Source organism: Candidatus Accumulibacter similis (assembly GCA_013347225.1).
Classification (GTDB): Bacteria; Pseudomonadota; Gammaproteobacteria; order Burkholderiales; family Rhodocyclaceae; genus Accumulibacter; species Accumulibacter similis.
Genome location: CP054595.1, coordinates 3940999 through 3957392 on the forward strand (window position 1 = coordinate 3940999; position 16394 = coordinate 3957392).

General features: G+C 67.9%; 13 protein-coding genes. 7 read left to right on the forward strand and 6 right to left on the reverse strand.

Features of this window, described 5'->3' with window-relative positions; translation table 11 throughout:
* Positions 1 to 74: 74 nt before the first annotated feature.
* The gene (locus tag HT579_17380; GenBank protein QKS30529.1) at positions 75 to 4592 is read left to right on the forward strand and encodes a CHAT domain-containing protein; all 4518 of its coding nucleotides are present in this window, start codon (positions 75 to 77) and stop codon (positions 4590 to 4592) included.
* 344 nt (positions 4593 to 4936) lie between these two features.
* Here HT579_17380 and HT579_17385 read toward each other — a convergent pair whose 3' ends face one another.
* Entirely contained in the window at positions 4937 to 6106 is a 1170-nt protein-coding gene (locus tag HT579_17385; GenBank protein ID QKS30530.1) for an ATP-binding protein, read from the reverse strand.
* A 521-nt stretch (positions 6107 to 6627) separates the two neighbouring features.
* Between HT579_17385 and HT579_17390 the strand changes: the two genes are divergently transcribed.
* The 4 genes from HT579_17390 (at position 6628) to HT579_17405 (ending at position 10407) form a co-directional block, all read left to right on the forward strand.
* Entirely contained in the window at positions 6628 to 8472 is a 1845-nt protein-coding gene (locus HT579_17390) for an IS1634 family transposase (GenBank protein ID QKS30531.1), read from the forward strand.
* A 215-nt stretch (positions 8473 to 8687) separates the two neighbouring features.
* Positions 8688 to 9308: a peroxiredoxin gene (locus HT579_17395; GenBank protein ID QKS30532.1), complete on the forward strand. Its 621-nt coding sequence runs from the start codon at positions 8688 to 8690 to the stop codon at positions 9306 to 9308.
* Between the two features lie 15 nt (positions 9309 to 9323).
* Positions 9324 to 9956 carry a glutathione transferase gene (gene yfcF / locus HT579_17400; protein ID QKS30533.1) on the forward strand — a complete coding sequence of 211 codons (633 nt, stop codon included), beginning with the start codon at positions 9324 to 9326 and terminating at the stop codon, positions 9954 to 9956.
* A 49-nt stretch (positions 9957 to 10005) separates the two neighbouring features.
* A complete protein-coding gene (locus HT579_17405) occupies positions 10006 to 10407 on the forward strand; it encodes an MAPEG family protein (GenBank protein ID QKS30534.1) in 402 nt (133 codons plus the stop codon).
* A 132-nt stretch (positions 10408 to 10539) separates the two neighbouring features.
* Here HT579_17405 and HT579_17410 read toward each other — a convergent pair whose 3' ends face one another.
* Together HT579_17410 and HT579_17415 are read right to left on the reverse strand one after the other, a co-directional pair.
* Entirely contained in the window at positions 10540 to 11121 is a 582-nt protein-coding gene (locus tag HT579_17410) for a Uma2 family endonuclease (GenBank protein QKS30535.1), read from the reverse strand.
* Between the two features lie 188 nt (positions 11122 to 11309).
* Entirely contained in the window at positions 11310 to 11828 is a 519-nt protein-coding gene (locus tag HT579_17415; protein QKS30536.1) for a PEP-CTERM sorting domain-containing protein, read from the reverse strand.
* 522 nt (positions 11829 to 12350) lie between these two features.
* Here HT579_17415 and HT579_17420 point away from each other — a divergent pair.
* Positions 12351 to 13247 (forward strand): SPFH domain-containing protein, encoded by an 897-nt coding sequence (locus tag HT579_17420; GenBank protein ID QKS30537.1) that lies wholly within the window; start codon positions 12351 to 12353, stop codon positions 13245 to 13247.
* A 47-nt stretch (positions 13248 to 13294) separates the two neighbouring features.
* Here the strand turns inward: HT579_17420 and HT579_17425 are convergent, their stop codons facing one another.
* Together HT579_17425 and HT579_17430 are read right to left on the reverse strand one after the other, a co-directional pair.
* On the reverse strand, positions 13295 to 14185 hold the full coding sequence (locus HT579_17425) for a methylated-DNA--[protein]-cysteine S-methyltransferase (GenBank protein ID QKS30538.1): 891 nt from the start codon (positions 14183 to 14185) through the stop codon (positions 13295 to 13297).
* A complete protein-coding gene (locus HT579_17430; GenBank protein ID QKS30539.1) occupies positions 14172 to 15074 on the reverse strand; it encodes a DMT family transporter in 903 nt (300 codons plus the stop codon). The genes HT579_17425 and HT579_17430 overlap by 14 nt, the downstream gene beginning before the upstream one ends.
* Positions 15075 to 15406: 332 nt before the next feature.
* Here HT579_17430 and HT579_17435 point away from each other — a divergent pair, with 332 nt between their 5' ends.
* The gene (locus HT579_17435) at positions 15407 to 15955 is read left to right on the forward strand and encodes a DUF1439 domain-containing protein (GenBank protein QKS30540.1); all 549 of its coding nucleotides are present in this window, start codon (positions 15407 to 15409) and stop codon (positions 15953 to 15955) included.
* A 31-nt stretch (positions 15956 to 15986) separates the two neighbouring features.
* Here the strand turns inward: HT579_17435 and HT579_17440 are convergent, their stop codons facing one another.
* On the reverse strand, positions 15987 to 16361 hold the full coding sequence (locus HT579_17440; protein ID QKS30541.1) for a VOC family protein: 375 nt from the start codon (positions 16359 to 16361) through the stop codon (positions 15987 to 15989).
* Between the last annotated feature and the right edge of the window lie 33 nt (positions 16362 to 16394).

Genomic DNA, 16394 nt, shown 5'->3' on the forward strand with positions numbered 1-16394 from the left:
GCTGGCCATCGGCCGCGCCAGCCGACGGCCAGCGTTGCCCAAGGCAAGAGTTGCCGCGCCACTGGGGGGCAACGATGACCACGGACGATCCCGCGCGCACGAGCGCAAGCGCAGGCACGAGCGGAAGCACGCGCACGAGCGCCGGCACCAGCGAATCTCTGTCCCGTTCCGCGACCTACTTCGTCTCGCACAGCAGCGGCGACGACGGCGTCGTCCGCCAGTTGCGCCGCGCGCTCGCCGAGCTCGATACGCACCTGGCGATCGACTCGCGCGAGTTTTACGGCGGCGATCCACTCGAAACGACGATCCACGCGGCGATCGACCGCTCATCCGGCGTACTCGTCCTCGTCTCGCCGCGCGCGCAGGCTTCGGCGTGGGTCGGCAAGGAGCTGAAGTACGCGCTTGCCGTACAGCAGCAGCGCGGCGGCGCGGCTCAGTTTCCGGTGGTGCCGCTGCTGCTCGACGGCACGCCGCTCGGTGCTTTGGAAGCTCTGTTCGACGAGCAACCATTGTACGCGGCGATCACCTGTTCGGCGCTCGACGCGGCGCCGCACGCGATCCTCGTCGCGCTGCGCCTGCGGCTGCCGGACGACATCGAGCCGCAGGCGCAGCCATTGGCCGAGCCGGTCGAAGAGCTGCTGCTCGAACTCAGCGACCCGCGCCTCGTCACGCACGCCGACGGGCGCCGGCGCGCTTGTGCGCGGGCGCGGCTGGTGCATCAGCCAGCGACGCCGGCGCAGCGCGCGGTGTACAGCGCGCGCTTTGCGCTCGAGGCGCCGCTCGGCGTGGTCGAAGCCGACGATCTGCGCTGGTACCTCGAAGACTACGCCGTCTGGCCGAGCCCGCTGCTCGCCGAACGCGCGCAGCGCATCGAAGCGCAGCTCGCCGAGTGGGGCCGCCTGCTGCACGACGCCGCGCTGCCGGCGCAGGCGGTCGGCGAAGTGCACAAGTCGTGGGCGGCGATCGGCGCCGGGCGCGTCGTGCGCCGCTTCTCGGTCGAAGTCGATAGCGCGTGTGACGTGGGAACGCCCGAGAGCGAAGTGCGGTCGGCGCGCGAAGCCGCGACGCTGCTGCTCGGGCTGCCGTGGGAACTGCTGCACGACGGCCGCAGCTTCCTCTTCCAGGGAGCAGATCCGGTGCGCGTTCGCCGGCGGCTGCCGGGCGAGCAGCCCGTGCCGGTCGCCGTCCTCGCGACGCCGATCCGCGTCCTGCTCGCCAGCCCGCGGCCGGAAGACGACGCGTGTTCCTACCTCGACCACCGCGCCAGCGCCGGGCCGATGGTCGAGGCGATCGAAGCGCTCGCCGGGCAGGTCGAACTGCGGCTGCTGGTACCGCCGACGCTGCCCGCGTTGCGCGACGAACTCGAGCGCGCCCAGCGCGCCGGGCAGCCGTACCACGTGCTGCACTTCGACGGCCACGGCGTCTATGATCGCCACGCCGGCCTCGGCGCGCTGTGCTTCGAACACCCCGAAGACGCGCAGCGCGCGCGCGGACGTCGCCGGCACTGGAACGTCCCCTCGCCCGAACTCGGTGCCTTGCTGCGCGCGTACGGCATCCCGCTCGTCTTCCTCGAAGCGTGCCAGAGCGCGCAGGCCGAAAGCGCCAACGAGTCGGTCGCCAGCGCCTTGCTAAAGACCGGCGTCGGCTCGGTCGTCGCGATGAGCCACAGCGTGCTCGTCGAAACGTCGCGGCGCTTCGTCGAAGCGTTCTACCGCGCGCTCAGCCGTGGCGAGCGCGTCGGTTCGGCGATGCTCGCCGGCCAGCGCGAGCTGAAAGACAACCCGGTACGCGGCTGCGTCTTCGGCGTCGGCGAATTCTGCCTGCACGACTGGTTCGTCCCGGTGCTCTACCAGGACCGCGACGACCCGCAGCTCTTCCGCGCCACGCCGAGCCGGCAGACGCTCGAAGACTGGCGCACGCGGCTCGAGCAGCGCCTCGGCGAACTGCCGGATCCCCCGGCGCACGGCTTCGTCGGGCGCAGCCGCGAGTTGCTCGAACTCGAACGCCTGCTCACCGGCGAACGCTACGCGGTCCTGCGCGGCCAGGGCGGCGAAGGCAAGACCGCGCTGGCCTCTGAATTCGCGCGCTGGCGCGTGCGCGCGCGGCAGGTGCAGCGCGCGGCGTTCGTTTCGCTCGAAACGCACAGCCATTGGCCGGCGGCGCTCGACGCGCTCGGCCGCCAGCTCGTCGGCCAAGACTACAGCGTCGCCGCGCATGCGTCGCTCGACGCTGCGCTGGCCGCGGTGCAACGCGAACTGCGCGAAGACGAGCGCGGGACGCTGCTCGTCTTCGACAACCTCGAAAGCGTGCTCGCGCCACCGTTCGCGTTTGACCCGGCAAGCGACGCCGGCGATGCGCTCGCCGCCGACGAACGCGAGCACGCCGAAGAGATCCTGCGTGGCGCCGCCGCGCTGCTGGCGTGTGGCGAGACGCGAATCGTGTTCACCAGCCGCGAAGCGCTGCCGGCGCCGTTCGCCGGCGAGAAGCAGCGCCTCGAGCTCGACCGGCTCAGCCGCGCCGACGCGGTGCAGCTCGTCGAACGTGCGCTCGGCCTCGACGCCGCCGGCATGGGGGACGCCGCCGAAGCGCAGCGCGCCGAGATCGAGTCGCTGGTCGACGCGGTGCATGGCCACGCACGCACGCTGACGCTGCTCGCGCCGGCGCTGCGCGAACGCGGGCCGGCGGCGACGCAGGCCGATCTCGTCGAACTGATCGCCGCGCTCGAGCGGCGCTTCCCCGGGCAACGCGAGCACTCGCTGCTCGCCAGCGTCGAACTGTCGCTGCGCCGCCTGCCGCCGGAACTGCGCGAACGCGCGCAGGTCCTCGGCGTTTTCCACGGCGCGGTCGATCTCAATCTGCTGCGAGCGATGATGGGCTGGCCGCCGCCGGAAGTGCAGGCGCTCGGCGAGGCGCTGGTCGCCAGCGGGCTGGCAAGCGCCGAGCCGTACAACCATCTGCGCCTGAACCCGGCACTGTGTCCGTACCTCGCGGCGCAATTGAGTCCGTCCGAGCGCGCCGTGCTCACGGACACTTGGACAGACGCGATGTGGCACTACGCTGAGTTTCTGCGCCGCGAGTCCTTGCAGCGCAGCGAAATGGCCGCCGCGCTGACGCGAATGGAGCTGCCGAACCTGATGGCGCTGCTCGAACGGTTTTACAGCGCCAAGATCAATGACGGCGAAGCGACGATCCGGCTGACGACGACGCTGCACGCCCTGCTGCAAAACCTCAACCGGCCGCGCTTGCTGGCGCGCGTCGCGCAGGCGCGCGACGCGGCGAGCGGCGCGCTCGGCGAAGCGGCGTGGGGCCACGCGCAGTTCGAGGCCGAATGCACGCGCATCGAGGAACTGCGCGCCGCCGGGGCCGTCGGCGAAGCGCTGGCAGCGGCGCAGCGTCTGCACGCGCGCGCTCAGGCGTCCGGTGAAGCGGCGTACACCGGCGCCGACTACGACCTCGGGGAGGCGTGCCAGCTCCTCGGGCGCGCGCTGCGCTTTGCCCGGCAGGCGGACGCCGCGTTGCCGCTGCTCGCAGAAGCGCAACGGCGCTTCGAAGCCGTCGAAGGGCACGCGCCAGGCTGCGGCGCTGCGCGCATGGCGGCGATGTGCATTACCGAGCGGGGCGACTGCCTTGCCGACCTCGAACGCCTCGACGAAGCCGCGCAGGCGTACGAAGAGGCGATTTCGCTCGCCCAACAAGCCCACGACGAACGGCAGGTCGCCGTCGGCAAGGGCCAACTCGGAACCGTTCGCCGGCGGCAACGCAACTTCCCGGAAGCGCTCGCGGCGTTCCGTGAAACGCGGAAGCTTTTCGCGTCGCTCGGCGAGGCGATGATGGAGGCCGTCGCCTGGGGCCAGATCGGCATGGTCTACAAGGACGCCGGCAACGGCGAAGCCGCCGAAGACGCGTACCGCCAGTCGTTGGCGATCTCGGTACAGTGCAACAACGTCGCCGGGCAGGCGAGCAACTTGAACCAGCTGGGCGACCTCTACGCCAACGTTCTCGCCCGTCCCGCAGTCGCGGTCACGCATACCCGACAGGCGGCAGAGTGTTACACCGCGCTGGGCGACGCGGCTGGCGAAGGCGGCGCGCGCAGCATCCTCGCCGACACGCTGCGCCGCCTCGGTCGCCGCGACGAAGCGCGCCGCGAGATCGAGCGTGCGCTTGTGTGCAAGCGCGGCCTCGGCCACGCCGCCCTGCCGTGGACGACCTGGGGCATCCTCGCCGACATCGAGCACGACGACGGTCGCGCCAGCGAGGCGCGCCAAGCGAGCGCGCAGGCACGCGAAGCTTTCCTCGCGTACCGCCGCGACGGCGGCGAGAACCACAGCGACAGCGGGCGCCTCGCCGCCGAGATCGCTCGCCTGCTGCTCGCCGGCGACACGAGCAGTGCCGGCGCGCTGCTCGAGCAACTCGTGCAACAAACCGCCGCCATGCCCGACGCACCCGCCTCGCTGCCGGCTTTCCTCGCCGCGCTGCAACGCGTCGTCGCCGGCGAGCGCAGCGCGACGCTCGCCGAGACGCCTGGACTTCACTACAGCCTCGCCGCCGAAATCGTCCTGCTGCTCGAGCAACTGACCGCCGCCGGCCGCTGAGACCGCGTCAAGCGGCAGTGTGTGCTGGCCCGCGCGCCGTCAAGCGCATGATGTGGTTCATTGGCGCAGTTGCCGCTGTCGCCGCTTTGTCTTATGCCCTGGGTACGGGATGACTCAACTTTTCAATCGCAGGAGTACCCATCCCGGCAAAGAAGTGCCATGTGCGCACGGTATATACAGGAGCGACGAATGCGGGCACGGGTGGTCAGAAGCGGGAATTCGCAAGCGGTGCGCATTCCGCTGGAGCTGCAATTGGCGCCGGGAGTGAAGGAGGTCGGGTGGTCAGGGGCCAGACCCCTTTCTTGCTTTCTGCCCTCTTCCCCCATGCCATGAGAATGGCATGGTCAGGCGAACGCGAGATCGATGGCGCGGCCGATGGCGCGCCAGCCGAACACCGGAACGTCGGTGCGCGGCTGATCGGTGTCACCGCCGTAAATCAGCAGGCGACGCAACGCGCCAGACAGGGCGACGAAACGTTCCAGCGGGGCGAACCAGTCTCCCGCGACGGTGCGCCCGGACTTGCATTCGATGGCAGCGACGACTTCCTCGCCGCGCGTGACCAGCAGATCGACCTCGTTGCCGGCTGAATCCCGCCAGAAGTGAAGCTCCTCCGGGTGCAGCCCGTTGCGGCGACGCTTGAGGAATTCGCTCACTACCCAGGTTTCGAAGAGCGGCCCGCGCAGGCTGCCGACCGCCAGTTCCGGGGCGCCGCGCACACCCGCCAGCCAGGCGGCCAGACCCGGGTCGAGGAGATAGAGTTTTGGCGTCTTGGTCAGACGCTTGCCGAGATTGCGATGAAAGGGTGTGAGCCGGGTCACGATGTAGCTCGCTTCCAGCACGCCGATCCAGGCATGTGCGGTGTTATGCGTGATGCCGCAGTCGGCGGCAAGCGCGGAGAGGTTGAGCAGCTGGCCGCTGCGCGCGGCGCACATGAGCACGAAGCGGTGAAAGTGGTCAAGGTCGCGCACGTGCAACAGACTGCGCACGTCGCGTTCGACATAGGTGGCGAGGTAGTCGGAAAACCAGACGTGCGGTGGGATGACGCGGTCGTGCAGCGGTGGATAAAAGCCGCGCCAGAGCCAATCCTCGAGACCATCGGTCGGCCGCACGCCGGCGACCTCGTCGAAAGCGAAGGGCAGCAGGTGCAACAGGCCGACTCGCCCGGCGAGCGATTGAGTAATCCGCTCCATCATGCCGAACTGCTGCGAGCCGGTGAGGACGAACAGCCCGGTCCGCCGGTCCCCGTCGACGCGGGTCTGCAGGTAGGAGAACAGGTCGGGGGCGCGCTGGGCTTCGTCGATCACGGCGCCGTCGGGATACTGGGCGAGAAAGCCGCGCGGGTCGGTGGCGGCGAGTGCGCGCACGTCGGGGTCTTCCAGGCTGGCGTAAGGCTTGTCCGGAAATGTCGCACGAGCAAGCGTGGTCTTGCCGGACTGACGCGGCCCGGTAATGGCGACGATGGGATAGTAGCCTGCCAGGTCGATGAGGCGCGGCGCGGCAAGACGGCGAATCATGCGGTTAGCTTAGATGCGGACTTGCAGATTGTCAAATCAATTGACAATCTGCAAAATGGCACGTTTCCCCCAGCCCAAGCGGCGACGCTCGCTCGCACAATCATGCCTCGGAGCCTTTCTCGCCCTCCACGGATCGGGACTCGATCCCTTCGTCGGCTTCCACCATGCCCTCGATTTCGCCCGCGTGTCTCGAATACAGCATCTCCCTGTTCCAGCGGTCGCGGCTGCGCCCCTCGCGCGGCGCCGTGGTCGGCTCGGCGCAAGGGCCGTCACGACGCCCGCTGTCGGCAGCGATCCGGTACTCCGCCCCGCGCCGGCGACAATGCGGTATCCTGCCGCGGTGGGTCGGCCACCCTCCTGGCCCGTCTTTAACATCCCATACGCATATTGTGAGCTTTCTGGGCAGGGCTCAATCGTAATCCGTTGATTTTGCGTAGGGTGAATTTTTCTTGCGTTGTGTAGTGCCATAATAGTTATCGCTGGGTGGTTCAACCTCTTGCTTTTGCGGTACGATCAGGTGCATGTTCATCCGACAAACGCGAACCGGCAACAAGGCGACTGGCGAAAGCTACATCACCTACCGGCTGGTGCGCACCGAGCGCATTGGGGGCAAGGTCCGTCAGATCACGGTGTTGAACCTCGGCCGCCACTTTCCGCTCAAGCAGGAAGACTGGCCGATCCTGTGCAGCCGCATCGAGCAGTTGCTGAATCCGCAGGCGTGGCTCCTGCCGCTGCAGTGCTCGGAGCATGTCGAACGTGCAGCGCAGCGTTACCATGCGCAGCTGGTTGCGCGCGCACCGGTTGTCGCGTCGGCGACGGAGGGGGGTACGGCCGGATTGGCCGGCGAACCTTGCTCGCCTGCGGACTTCCAGGAAGTCGACGTGGACTCGCTGCAGATGACGCAACCGCGGTCGGTGGGCGTCGAACACGTCGGTCTGCATGCGGCAAACGAACTGGGTTTGATCGAGACGCTGAATGAACTGGGCGTCAATGGGGTGATGCGGGCATCGATCCTGGGCAGTCTGATCGGGAGAATGGGGGAGCCGGGGTCGGAACTGGCGACCTGGAGCTGGCTGCAGCGGCAGAGCGCGCTGGGCGAGTTGATTGACGTCGACTTCTTGTCGATGTCGCACATGAGCCTGTATCGCGCCTCGGACGTCTTGATGAAACATCGGGAGGTGATCGAGACGCGTTTGTTCAGTACCGCCCGGACGCTCTTTGACCTGCAGGAGACGGTCACGCTGTACGACTTGAGCAACACCTATTTCGAAGGCGAAGCCAAGGGGAATGACAAGGCCAGGCGGGGGCGTTCGAAGGAGAGGCGCAGCGACTGCCCGTTGGTGACGCTCGGATTGGTGCTGGACGGCAGCGGCTTCGTGCGGCGCTCACAGACCTTCGCCGGCAACGTGTCCGAGCCCGGCACGCTGGCGTCCATGCTCGCCGGACTGGGGACCCCGGCGGGCGCGCTGGTGGTGATGGATGCCGGCGTTGCCACCGAGACCAACGTCGCCTGGCTGGTCGAGCACGGCTATCGCTATCTGGTCGTGCGTCGCGGGGGGGTGCGCCAGTTTGATGAGACCCGCGCCGTGACCATCGAGACCGCTGGCGAGGAGTGGCTGCATCTGCAGAAGGAACTGAGCCCGGATGGCCAGGAGCTTTGCCTGTATTGCCACTCACCGAGTCGGCAACTCAAGGAAGAGGCGATGCTCGCGCAATCCTGTGGGCGTTTCGAAGCGGGCCTGCAGCAAATGAGTGCCGGCCTGCAAAAGCCCAGGAGTGAAAAGAACCACGACAAGCTGCTGGAACGTCTCGGCCGACTCAAGCAGAAGAGCCGCGGCGCCAGCCAGCACTACCAGGTCCATCTCGTCACCGAGGAGAGTGGCAAAACGGTGACGGCGATCACCTGGCAGAAGGTGCCGGTTCCCGGCACGATGGCCACGCATCCCGGCGTCTATTGCCTGCGGACCAACGAACTCGCCTGGGACGAAGAGAAACTCTGGCGTACCTACACGATGCTGACCGACTTGGAGAGTGTGTTTCGCAGTCTGAAAAGCGAACTCGGCTTGCGACCCATCCATCACCACAAGGAGATTCGCTCGGACGGACACCTGTTCATCACGGTAATCGCCTACCAGTGTGTCCAGTTCCTGCGCGTGAAACTCAAGGCCGCGGGAATCACCGACAGCTGGGCGACCCTGCGGGACACCCTCTCCGTACAACGCCGGGTGACCGCGACTTTCAATCAGCGTGACGGCCGCTCCCTGCATGTGCGCAAAGCAACCGTCGCCGAACCCGACCTGCTGGCGATCTATCGCGCGTTGGGCATCAGCGCCGCACCCGGAGGAACCAGGAAACTGATCAGCTGAATCAGAGGTTACGGGCCTGTAGTGCCACTTGATATTTTTATGGCACGCAACCAGTTGATTCAGATAGATGTTTTTCTTGGCGTGTTAAACTTGGGCTGGGGTCCGACCGACGGCCACGCGGACGCGCTCGCGGTTTTCCCCGCTCGTCGCAGCGCCGGCCGACGCGCGCGCGGCGTCCAGCGAACGATGAGGAACCGGCACCAAGGAGATGCCCGATGAACACGAATCCGTTTCCCCTGCCCGACAACCTGCCGGTGCCCACTGACGACGGTGCGGCGGTTCATCTCGCGGGTTCGCCGCTGCCCGAGCTCAGTCTGACCGCCACCGACGGCGCGCTGCTCAACCTGGCGCAACGGGCGGGGCGCTGGGTGCTCTACGTCTACCCGATGACCGGTCGACCGGGCGTCGCGCTGCCCGATGGCTGGGACGCGATCCCCGGTGCGCGCGGCTGCACGCCGCAGTCCTGCGGCTTCCGCGACCACTTCGCCGAGTTGCAGGCGCTGCACACCGGCGTCTACGGCCTCAGCGCGCAGGACAGCGAGTACCAGCGCGAGGCGCGCGACCGGCTGCACCTGCCTTTCGAGCTGCTGAGCGACAGCGGGCTGCGCTTGAAATCGGCGCTGCGGCTGCCCACCTTCCGCGTTGCCGGCATGGAACTCTACCGGCGGCTGACGCTGGTGATCGACGACGGACGCGTCAGCACGGTGTTCTATCCGGTCTTTCCGCCGGACCGCAATGCGGACGACGTGCTCGCCTGGCTGCGGGCGAACCCGCGCGGCGCCCCGCCGGCGTCGGCGGCCGCTGCCGGCGGCAGCGCTCGAACCCCCACCTCCTGACCGGAATCCCAGACCATGCTCCTCTACGTCGATGTCCAGTTTGCCTCGCCCTATGCCCTGTCGGCGTTCGTCGCCCTGCAGGAGAAGGGACTGCCGTTTACCATCGAGACCCTCGACCTCGCCGCCGGCGACCAGCAGCGACCGGATTTCGCCCGGCTGTCGATCAGCGCCCGCGTGCCGACGCTCGTCGACGGCGACTTCGCCCTGTCGGAGTCGTCGGCGATCGCCGAGTACCTGGACGAGGCCCATCCGGGACCGGTGCTGTATCCTGCTGCGCCACGGGCGCGCGCCCGCGCGCGGCAGGTGCAGGCGTGGTTGCGCAGCGATTTCCTGCCGCTCCGGCAGGAACGCTCGACCGAGGTGATCTTCTATGGCCCGACGCCGCAGCCGCTCTCGGCCGCTGCCGCGCACTCGGCGGCGAGGCTGTTCGCCGCTGCCGGGGAGTTGCTGGCGCACGGCGACGACCACCTGTGCGGCGACGCCTGGTGCATCGCCGACGTCGACCTGGCGCTGATGCTCAACCGGCTGCTGCTGAACGGCGACGCCGTACCCGATGCGCTGGCACGCTACGCCACGCGCCAGTGGCAGCGGCCTAGCGTGCAGTCGTGGGTGGCCAGGGAGCGGCCGGCGCGCGCGGTGACGACGTGAGCGGCGGCGGACTGCGCGATCGGACTGTCAGTCGTTTCCGGAGGACTCATTGAACACGAACATCGTTCCGGCCTACGCCGCGCTGCTGGCGCTCTTCTACGTCGCCCTCAGCATCCGCACCCTGCGCCTGCGGCGCCAGCTCCGCATCGCCGTCGGCGACGGCGGCAATCCGGCAATGCTGCGGGCCATGCGCGTGCATGCGAATTTCGCCGAATATGTGCCACTCGGGCTGATCCTGCTCCATTTCGTCGAGGCGCAGGGGGCGCAGCCGCTGCTGCTGCACGGCCTGTGCCTGTGCCTGCTGCTGGGCCGGATCGCCCATGCCTACGGCGTCAGCCACACGGCGGAGAATTTCAGCTTCCGCGTCACCGGCATGGCGCTGACCTTCACGACGATCTTCTTCTCGTCGGCCTGGCTGCTGCTGGCCTTCTTTCGCCAGCATCTGGGCTGAGATCGGGTTGTGCGCCGACGATTGCTCTCGGCTCGCTGCCGCGACCGGAACGAGGAGCGCCTGGCCTGGTTCCCGGGGCAGGTTGCGGGCGGATGGCCATCCGATGCCAGAATGCGACAGCGACTCCGCGAGTCAGCGCAGGCCGCGGACGATGACCTCCCAGTCGATTTCCACACGCGGACAGGCGCTCGACGAGAGCGTACCAAGAAGTTCCTGCACCAGTGGTCGCCCGTAAACGCCGTTCTCAAGCCGGTAAACGGTGACGATTTCGTCTGCGGGGTGCACCAACCAGTACTCGCGCACCCCATGACGCTCGTAGAGAAACAACTTGCGCACCTGGTCGTGTGCCGCGCTGCCCGGCGACAGCACCTCGACCAGCCAGTCGGGGGCGCCGCGGCAGCCTCGGTCGTCCAGCTTCGAGCGATCGCAAACCACGACGATATCGGGCTGCACGACCGTGTCGATCAGCTCGTCGCCCTCATGGGCACGCGGTAGCCGGACATCGAAGGGCGCGATGTTGACCTCGCAAGGCCCGCCGTCGACCGCGGCGGCGATCTGCCTGGCCATTTCCAGAACGATTCGCTGATGCTGCCGCAAGGGCGCAGGGTCCATGGCATAGGCAAGGCCATCGATCAGCTCGTAACGCGCTTCCTCCGGCCAGGCAAGGTATTCCGCATAGGTATGCACTTGGTCATCACGCAGCGCCAGTGCCATCTCGCGAACTCCTTGCCGCACCTGCCCTTGGTATCACCCCGGTCCGTTCGCCGGCGCAAGACTCGCTCGGCACGCCAAGGATAGGAGAATCGAAGTGTCCTCCGCAAGTCACTGAAAAGAAATGCCGGCAAAGCCGGCATGGATCTCTGGGCGACGGCCCGCAACGAACCGCCGCCAGAACGTCAAGCTCAGGCTGCCCGGCGACGCAAGCCGAGTCCGGCCAGGCCGAGACCGACGAGCGCCAGCGTACCCGGCAACGGAATCGCCGACTCGACCTCGACATAGGCGCCGCCGCCCCCCAAGGGCGACTGGTTGGCGAAGATGTCGATGCTGTAGTTGCCAGCCGCCAGCAGCAGGCTGCCCGAGCTGTAGTAACCGCTGGCGAACGCGACGTCCGGATCGCTGGTCGAGGCGCCGGAGCCCGGGACCGAGGTCGTGAAGGCCAGCACCGAGTTCACCCACACGTCGAAGGTATCACCGACAACGAACGCGTCGGTCACCTTGAGAAGACCGGGTCCGCTGAGCGAGAAGGTGAAGGGGTTGCCGGCGGAACCCACGCCCAGGTTCGGGCAGCCGTTCGTCGCGGGAGAACCCGCGCCACCGAAGCAGAAGCCATACCAGCCGGCATCGACACCGATCGGGTCGGCCATCGATGCGGTCGAGGCCGCGAGCAGCGCCACTCCAACGAGTTTTTGCAAGAGTTTCATGATTGGGTCTCCTTCTTGTTAAGGGATAGCCTCTTTCGAGCCAAGTGCTTTCGTTCGGCAGGACCACCCTTGCCCGCACTCCAACCGATAAAAGGAATATTCGGGCCATGTTTCAGATGTATCTGTTATCATTGACTTTTCCTGCTTCTGATCGGCGTCCTGGCGTGGCACCCTGTAAAAAATGCCGACACTTCCATCAGCCGAGCTGGCGCTGCTCGAGGCAGACCGCTCTGGCCGGGAAGCCCGGTGGCGTGTCGACAGAAGGCTCGCGCCGAGGCGACCCGGTGCCGCGGGCACGGGCTGGCGATGGCGGTTCACCGACTGCGCGCGCCCGCAGCGAGATGGCTCAACCTGGCGGCGCGTGTCCGCGCCAGACGGCCGCCGGTGATCAGCGCCGACATCGGTTGGCGCGCAGACGGCAACGGGCTGCCGACCGCGTCGTCCTGCGGCGGGCCGATGCCGCCCGGCCTGGCGCTGAAGGTCTACAATGGCAGCACATGCAACGCTGACGAGGAGTGCGCGATGCGTCAAATCGCTGAAGAAAGGGCGGTTGTCAGCCTTTCCGGCTGGCTCGCCCTGCCCCTGTGGTTCGCCCTGCTGATCTGGACCGTCTGGCCGTTCATCGGTCTCGCGGCATGGAGCGCGCTCGGCATCGCCCTGCCCTTCCCGACCCAGATCTCGCTGATCCGTATCCTCGCCATTCCGCTGCTGGCCTTTCTCGGCAAGGGTTTCGGCATCCTGCAGCCGAACATCGCCGGCATCTTCACCTTCTTTGGCCGCTACGCCGGCACCCTGCGCCGGGACGGCTTCTACTGGGTGAATCCCTTGTTCCAGCGGCAGAAGATGTCGCTGCGCGCGAACAACCTGAACACGCCGACGCTGAAGGTCAATGACCGGGCCGGCAATCCCGTGGAGGTGGCGGCGGTCGTCGTCTGGCGCGTCGCCGATACGGCCCGCGCCGCCTTCGATGTCGAGGACTACGGCACCTATATCGTCATCCAGAGCGAGTCGGCGGTGCGCTCGGTGGTCAGCGCGCGCTGGTACGACGGCGACGCGGACGGCCGGAACTCGCTGCGCGGCGACATGGATGCCGTCGCCGAACTGCTGGCGACGCGGATCCAGGAGCACGTCGCCCTCGCCGGACTCGAGGTCGTCGAGGCGCGCATCTCGCACCTCGCCTACGCACCGGAGATCGCCAGCGCCATGCTGCGCCGGCAGCAGGCGGAAGCGGTCGTCGCCGCCCGCGCCCGCATCGTCGATGGTGCGGTCGGCATGGTCAAGCTGGGCATCGAACAGCTGGAAGCCGAAGGGGTCGTCAAGCTGTCTTCGGAAGACCGCGTCAAGCTGGTCACCAACCTGATGACCGTGCTGGTCTCGGAAAGCGAAACCCATCCGGTGTTGTCGGTGGGCCGGGAGTAGCGGGACGCGGCCGCGCGGGCAGACCGCACCGCTGCCGGCGACGGCGATCAGCCAGTTCGCCGGCCGCCGCCGTCCACGCCGTTGCCCATGCAGGAGCCGAGGGCAGCCTCGCGGCCGATCATCGCCAGCTTGCGGCTGCTGCCCCAGCGGTAGTTGCCGATCTCCCCCGACTCGCGAATGACGCGGTGGCAGGGAATGAGGTAGGCGATGCTGTTGGCGGCCAGTGCGCTGCCCACCGCCCGCTGGGCATTCGGCGCCGCCATCCGCCGCGCCAGTTCGCCATAGGAGATCAGGGTGCCGGGTTCGACGCGCAGCAACGCTTCCCAGACCTTGATCTGGAAATTCGTTCCGCGCAACAGCAGGTGCAGCCTGCCGCGCGTCGGTGTCGCCGGGAAGATGGTGGCCAGCAAGGCCCGCGCCTGCGCATCGTCGCGGCAGATCGTCGCCGCCGGCCAGCGCGCGACGAGTTCGGCGATCATCGCCGGCGCAACCGTCGAGCAGAAGGCGAGATGGCAGACGCCGCGCCCGCTCCAGGCAATCAGGGCGTCGCCGAAGGGCGACGGCGCGAAGCCGCAGGAGATCGTGATGCCGCGGCCGCCGGAGCGGATCTCGCCGGGCGACAGCGCCTCGCAACTGACCATCAGCTCGTGCAGGCGGCTGCCGCTGCTCAGGCCGCTGTCGGCCGCCACCGCCAGGACGTCGCGTGCCCGGGCCAGCTCGCGCCGGGCGTGTTCCTTGGTCAGGTACTGCAGGAAACGCTTCGGCGAGATGCCGGCCCAGGCGGAGAACAGCCGCTGCAGGTGGAATGGGCTCAGGTAGACAGCCGCGGCAATCTCCTCCAGCGTCGGCTGCCCGCGTGCGTTCGAGCGGATGTATTCGATGGCGCGCGCGACGACGGCGAAGTTGCGCGACTGCTCGTCGAGTTCAGAAGTGCGCATGCCTCGCCCTCCACAAAGCCAGCACCGATGCCGGAGAGAATCCCGTCGTCAGCCCGGTGCCCGCCAGCACCAGCGTGGCGCCAAGCAGCGTATGCCAGCCGACCGCCTCGCCGAGGAAGAGGTGGCCCCACAGCACGCCGAAGGCCGGAATCAGGAAGGTGACCGTCAGCGCCGCTGTGGCGCCGATGTCCGCGATCAGGCGGAAGTAGAGCAGGTACGCGACACCGCTGCAGAGCACGCCGAGTGCAATCACCGCGGCGATGACGCCGGTCGTCGGCGTGGCGGCCGGCAACGGCAGCACGAACAGCGTCGGCACCAGCAGCAGGGTGGCTGCCCACATGCTGCCGTGCGCGTTGGCGAAGGGGTCGACGGCGCTGGCGGCTCTGGTGTAGGTCGTGGCCACGCCGTAAGAGAAGGCCGCGAGCAGGGCGGCAGCGATGGCCGGGCCGCCGCCCGGCGGCAGTTGCGCGACCTCGATGCCGCCGAGCACGGCGACCCCGGCAACGCCACACGACAGCCCGATCGACTGCCGTGACGACAGCGGCTTGCGCCACCAGACGGCGCCGATCACGGCGGCCCAGATCGGCGCCGTCGCATTCAGGATCGACAGCAGCGACGCCGAAACGGTCTCTGCCGCATGGGCGAACAACAGGAACGGGAGCGCCGAGTTGAACATCCCGAGAACGAGATAGTGCCGCCAGCGGACGCCGGCAGCCAGCGCCTTCCGGAGGCCAAGGGCGACGCACCAGAGAAAGGCCGCCGCCAGCGCAACGCGCAGGAAGATGAGCGCCGCCGGGCCGATCGCCGGCGCCCCGACGCGCATGAACAGAAACGAGGCGCCCCAGATGGCGGAGAGCACGAGAAGGCGAAGCAGGCTGGCGTTGTTCATGGCTCCATCACCACCAGGAAGAGAAATGATGCCTGAGTGTGCGGCAGCTGCAGCCGGGCGCGCAATCCGATTCTTGCTGAATTTCCGTGCACCATCGCATCGGCAGGCGATGGAACTCCTGCGGCGTGGCCGGATCGGTGGTCGAACACCTCTTGGCCGTGCACCTGTCCGATCCCGGGTCCCCGAGCGCCCGCCGTCCCGGGCAGGATCCGGGGCATGCCTGTCGACAGCGGCGAGCGGACGGGCGGTCGCCGCCAACGGCACGACGTCGCTTGCGCTGATCGGCTGATCGGCGGACGATGGCGCATTGCCTGAAGCGAACCGGGAACCTCATGCAACCTGCACGCGCACTGTTTCTTTTCGCCATCCTGCTGGCCAGCGGCCTGAGTCTTGGTGCCGGCCTGTTCGAGAGGGAAGTCATCTTTTCGCAGGCGGACATCGAGGCGGCGCTGGCCAGGGCGAAGCCGCTGCAACTGTCCTACGGCAGGCTGATTTCGGTCGCCCTGAACGAGCCGCCGACAATCCGGCTCGACGGCGACGACGGGCGCGCCGGCATCGCCAGCGCGCTGGACGTCGAGATGCCGGGCGGGCGGCCGCTCCGTGTCGATGTCGCCGGCCGGGCGGGCGTCCGCTACGACGACCAGCAGAAGGCCTTCTTTCTCGAGCACCCGGTCGTCGATTCGGTGACCATTCCCGCGCGGCGGAAGGAGGCCAACCCGGTCGTTCGCCAGGCGGCCTCGCAGTTGCTCTCGTCCTTCCGGGCGAAACCCGTTTACGTCCTGCGCGAGAACGGCAGCCTGCCGGAAGCGACCGCGCGCTGGCTGCTGAAGTCGGTGCGCATCGAACCCGGCCGCGTGGTCGCCGTGCTGTCGCCGTTCTGAGCCACCGGCGACGACTGCCCGGGCCGAGCGCCTAGACCATCGAGTGCAGGCCGAACATGTTGCCTTCGGTATCCCTGGCCAGCGCACAGAAACCGTACTGGCCGATCGAGAACTTGTCCTTGCAGACCTGGCCACCAGCCTTGACGACACGTCCGACCTCGACCGCGCAGTCCTCGCAGCCGAAGTAGACGAGCGTGCCGCTGCCACCCGACGGCATGCCCTCCATCTTCACCAGCGATCCCGACGCGCCGCCGGCATCCATCTGCATCGGAAAGGCCCACATCTCGCCCCCCGGACCCTCGAGCTGCGTGAACTCGACGCCGAGGACGGTGGCGTAGAATGACTTGGCGCGCGGCATGTCCTGCACGTATATCTCGAACCAGCGGACGGGGTTTTCATTGTTCATGGCGATCTCCTTTCAGTTGCCTGTTCAGGCGTT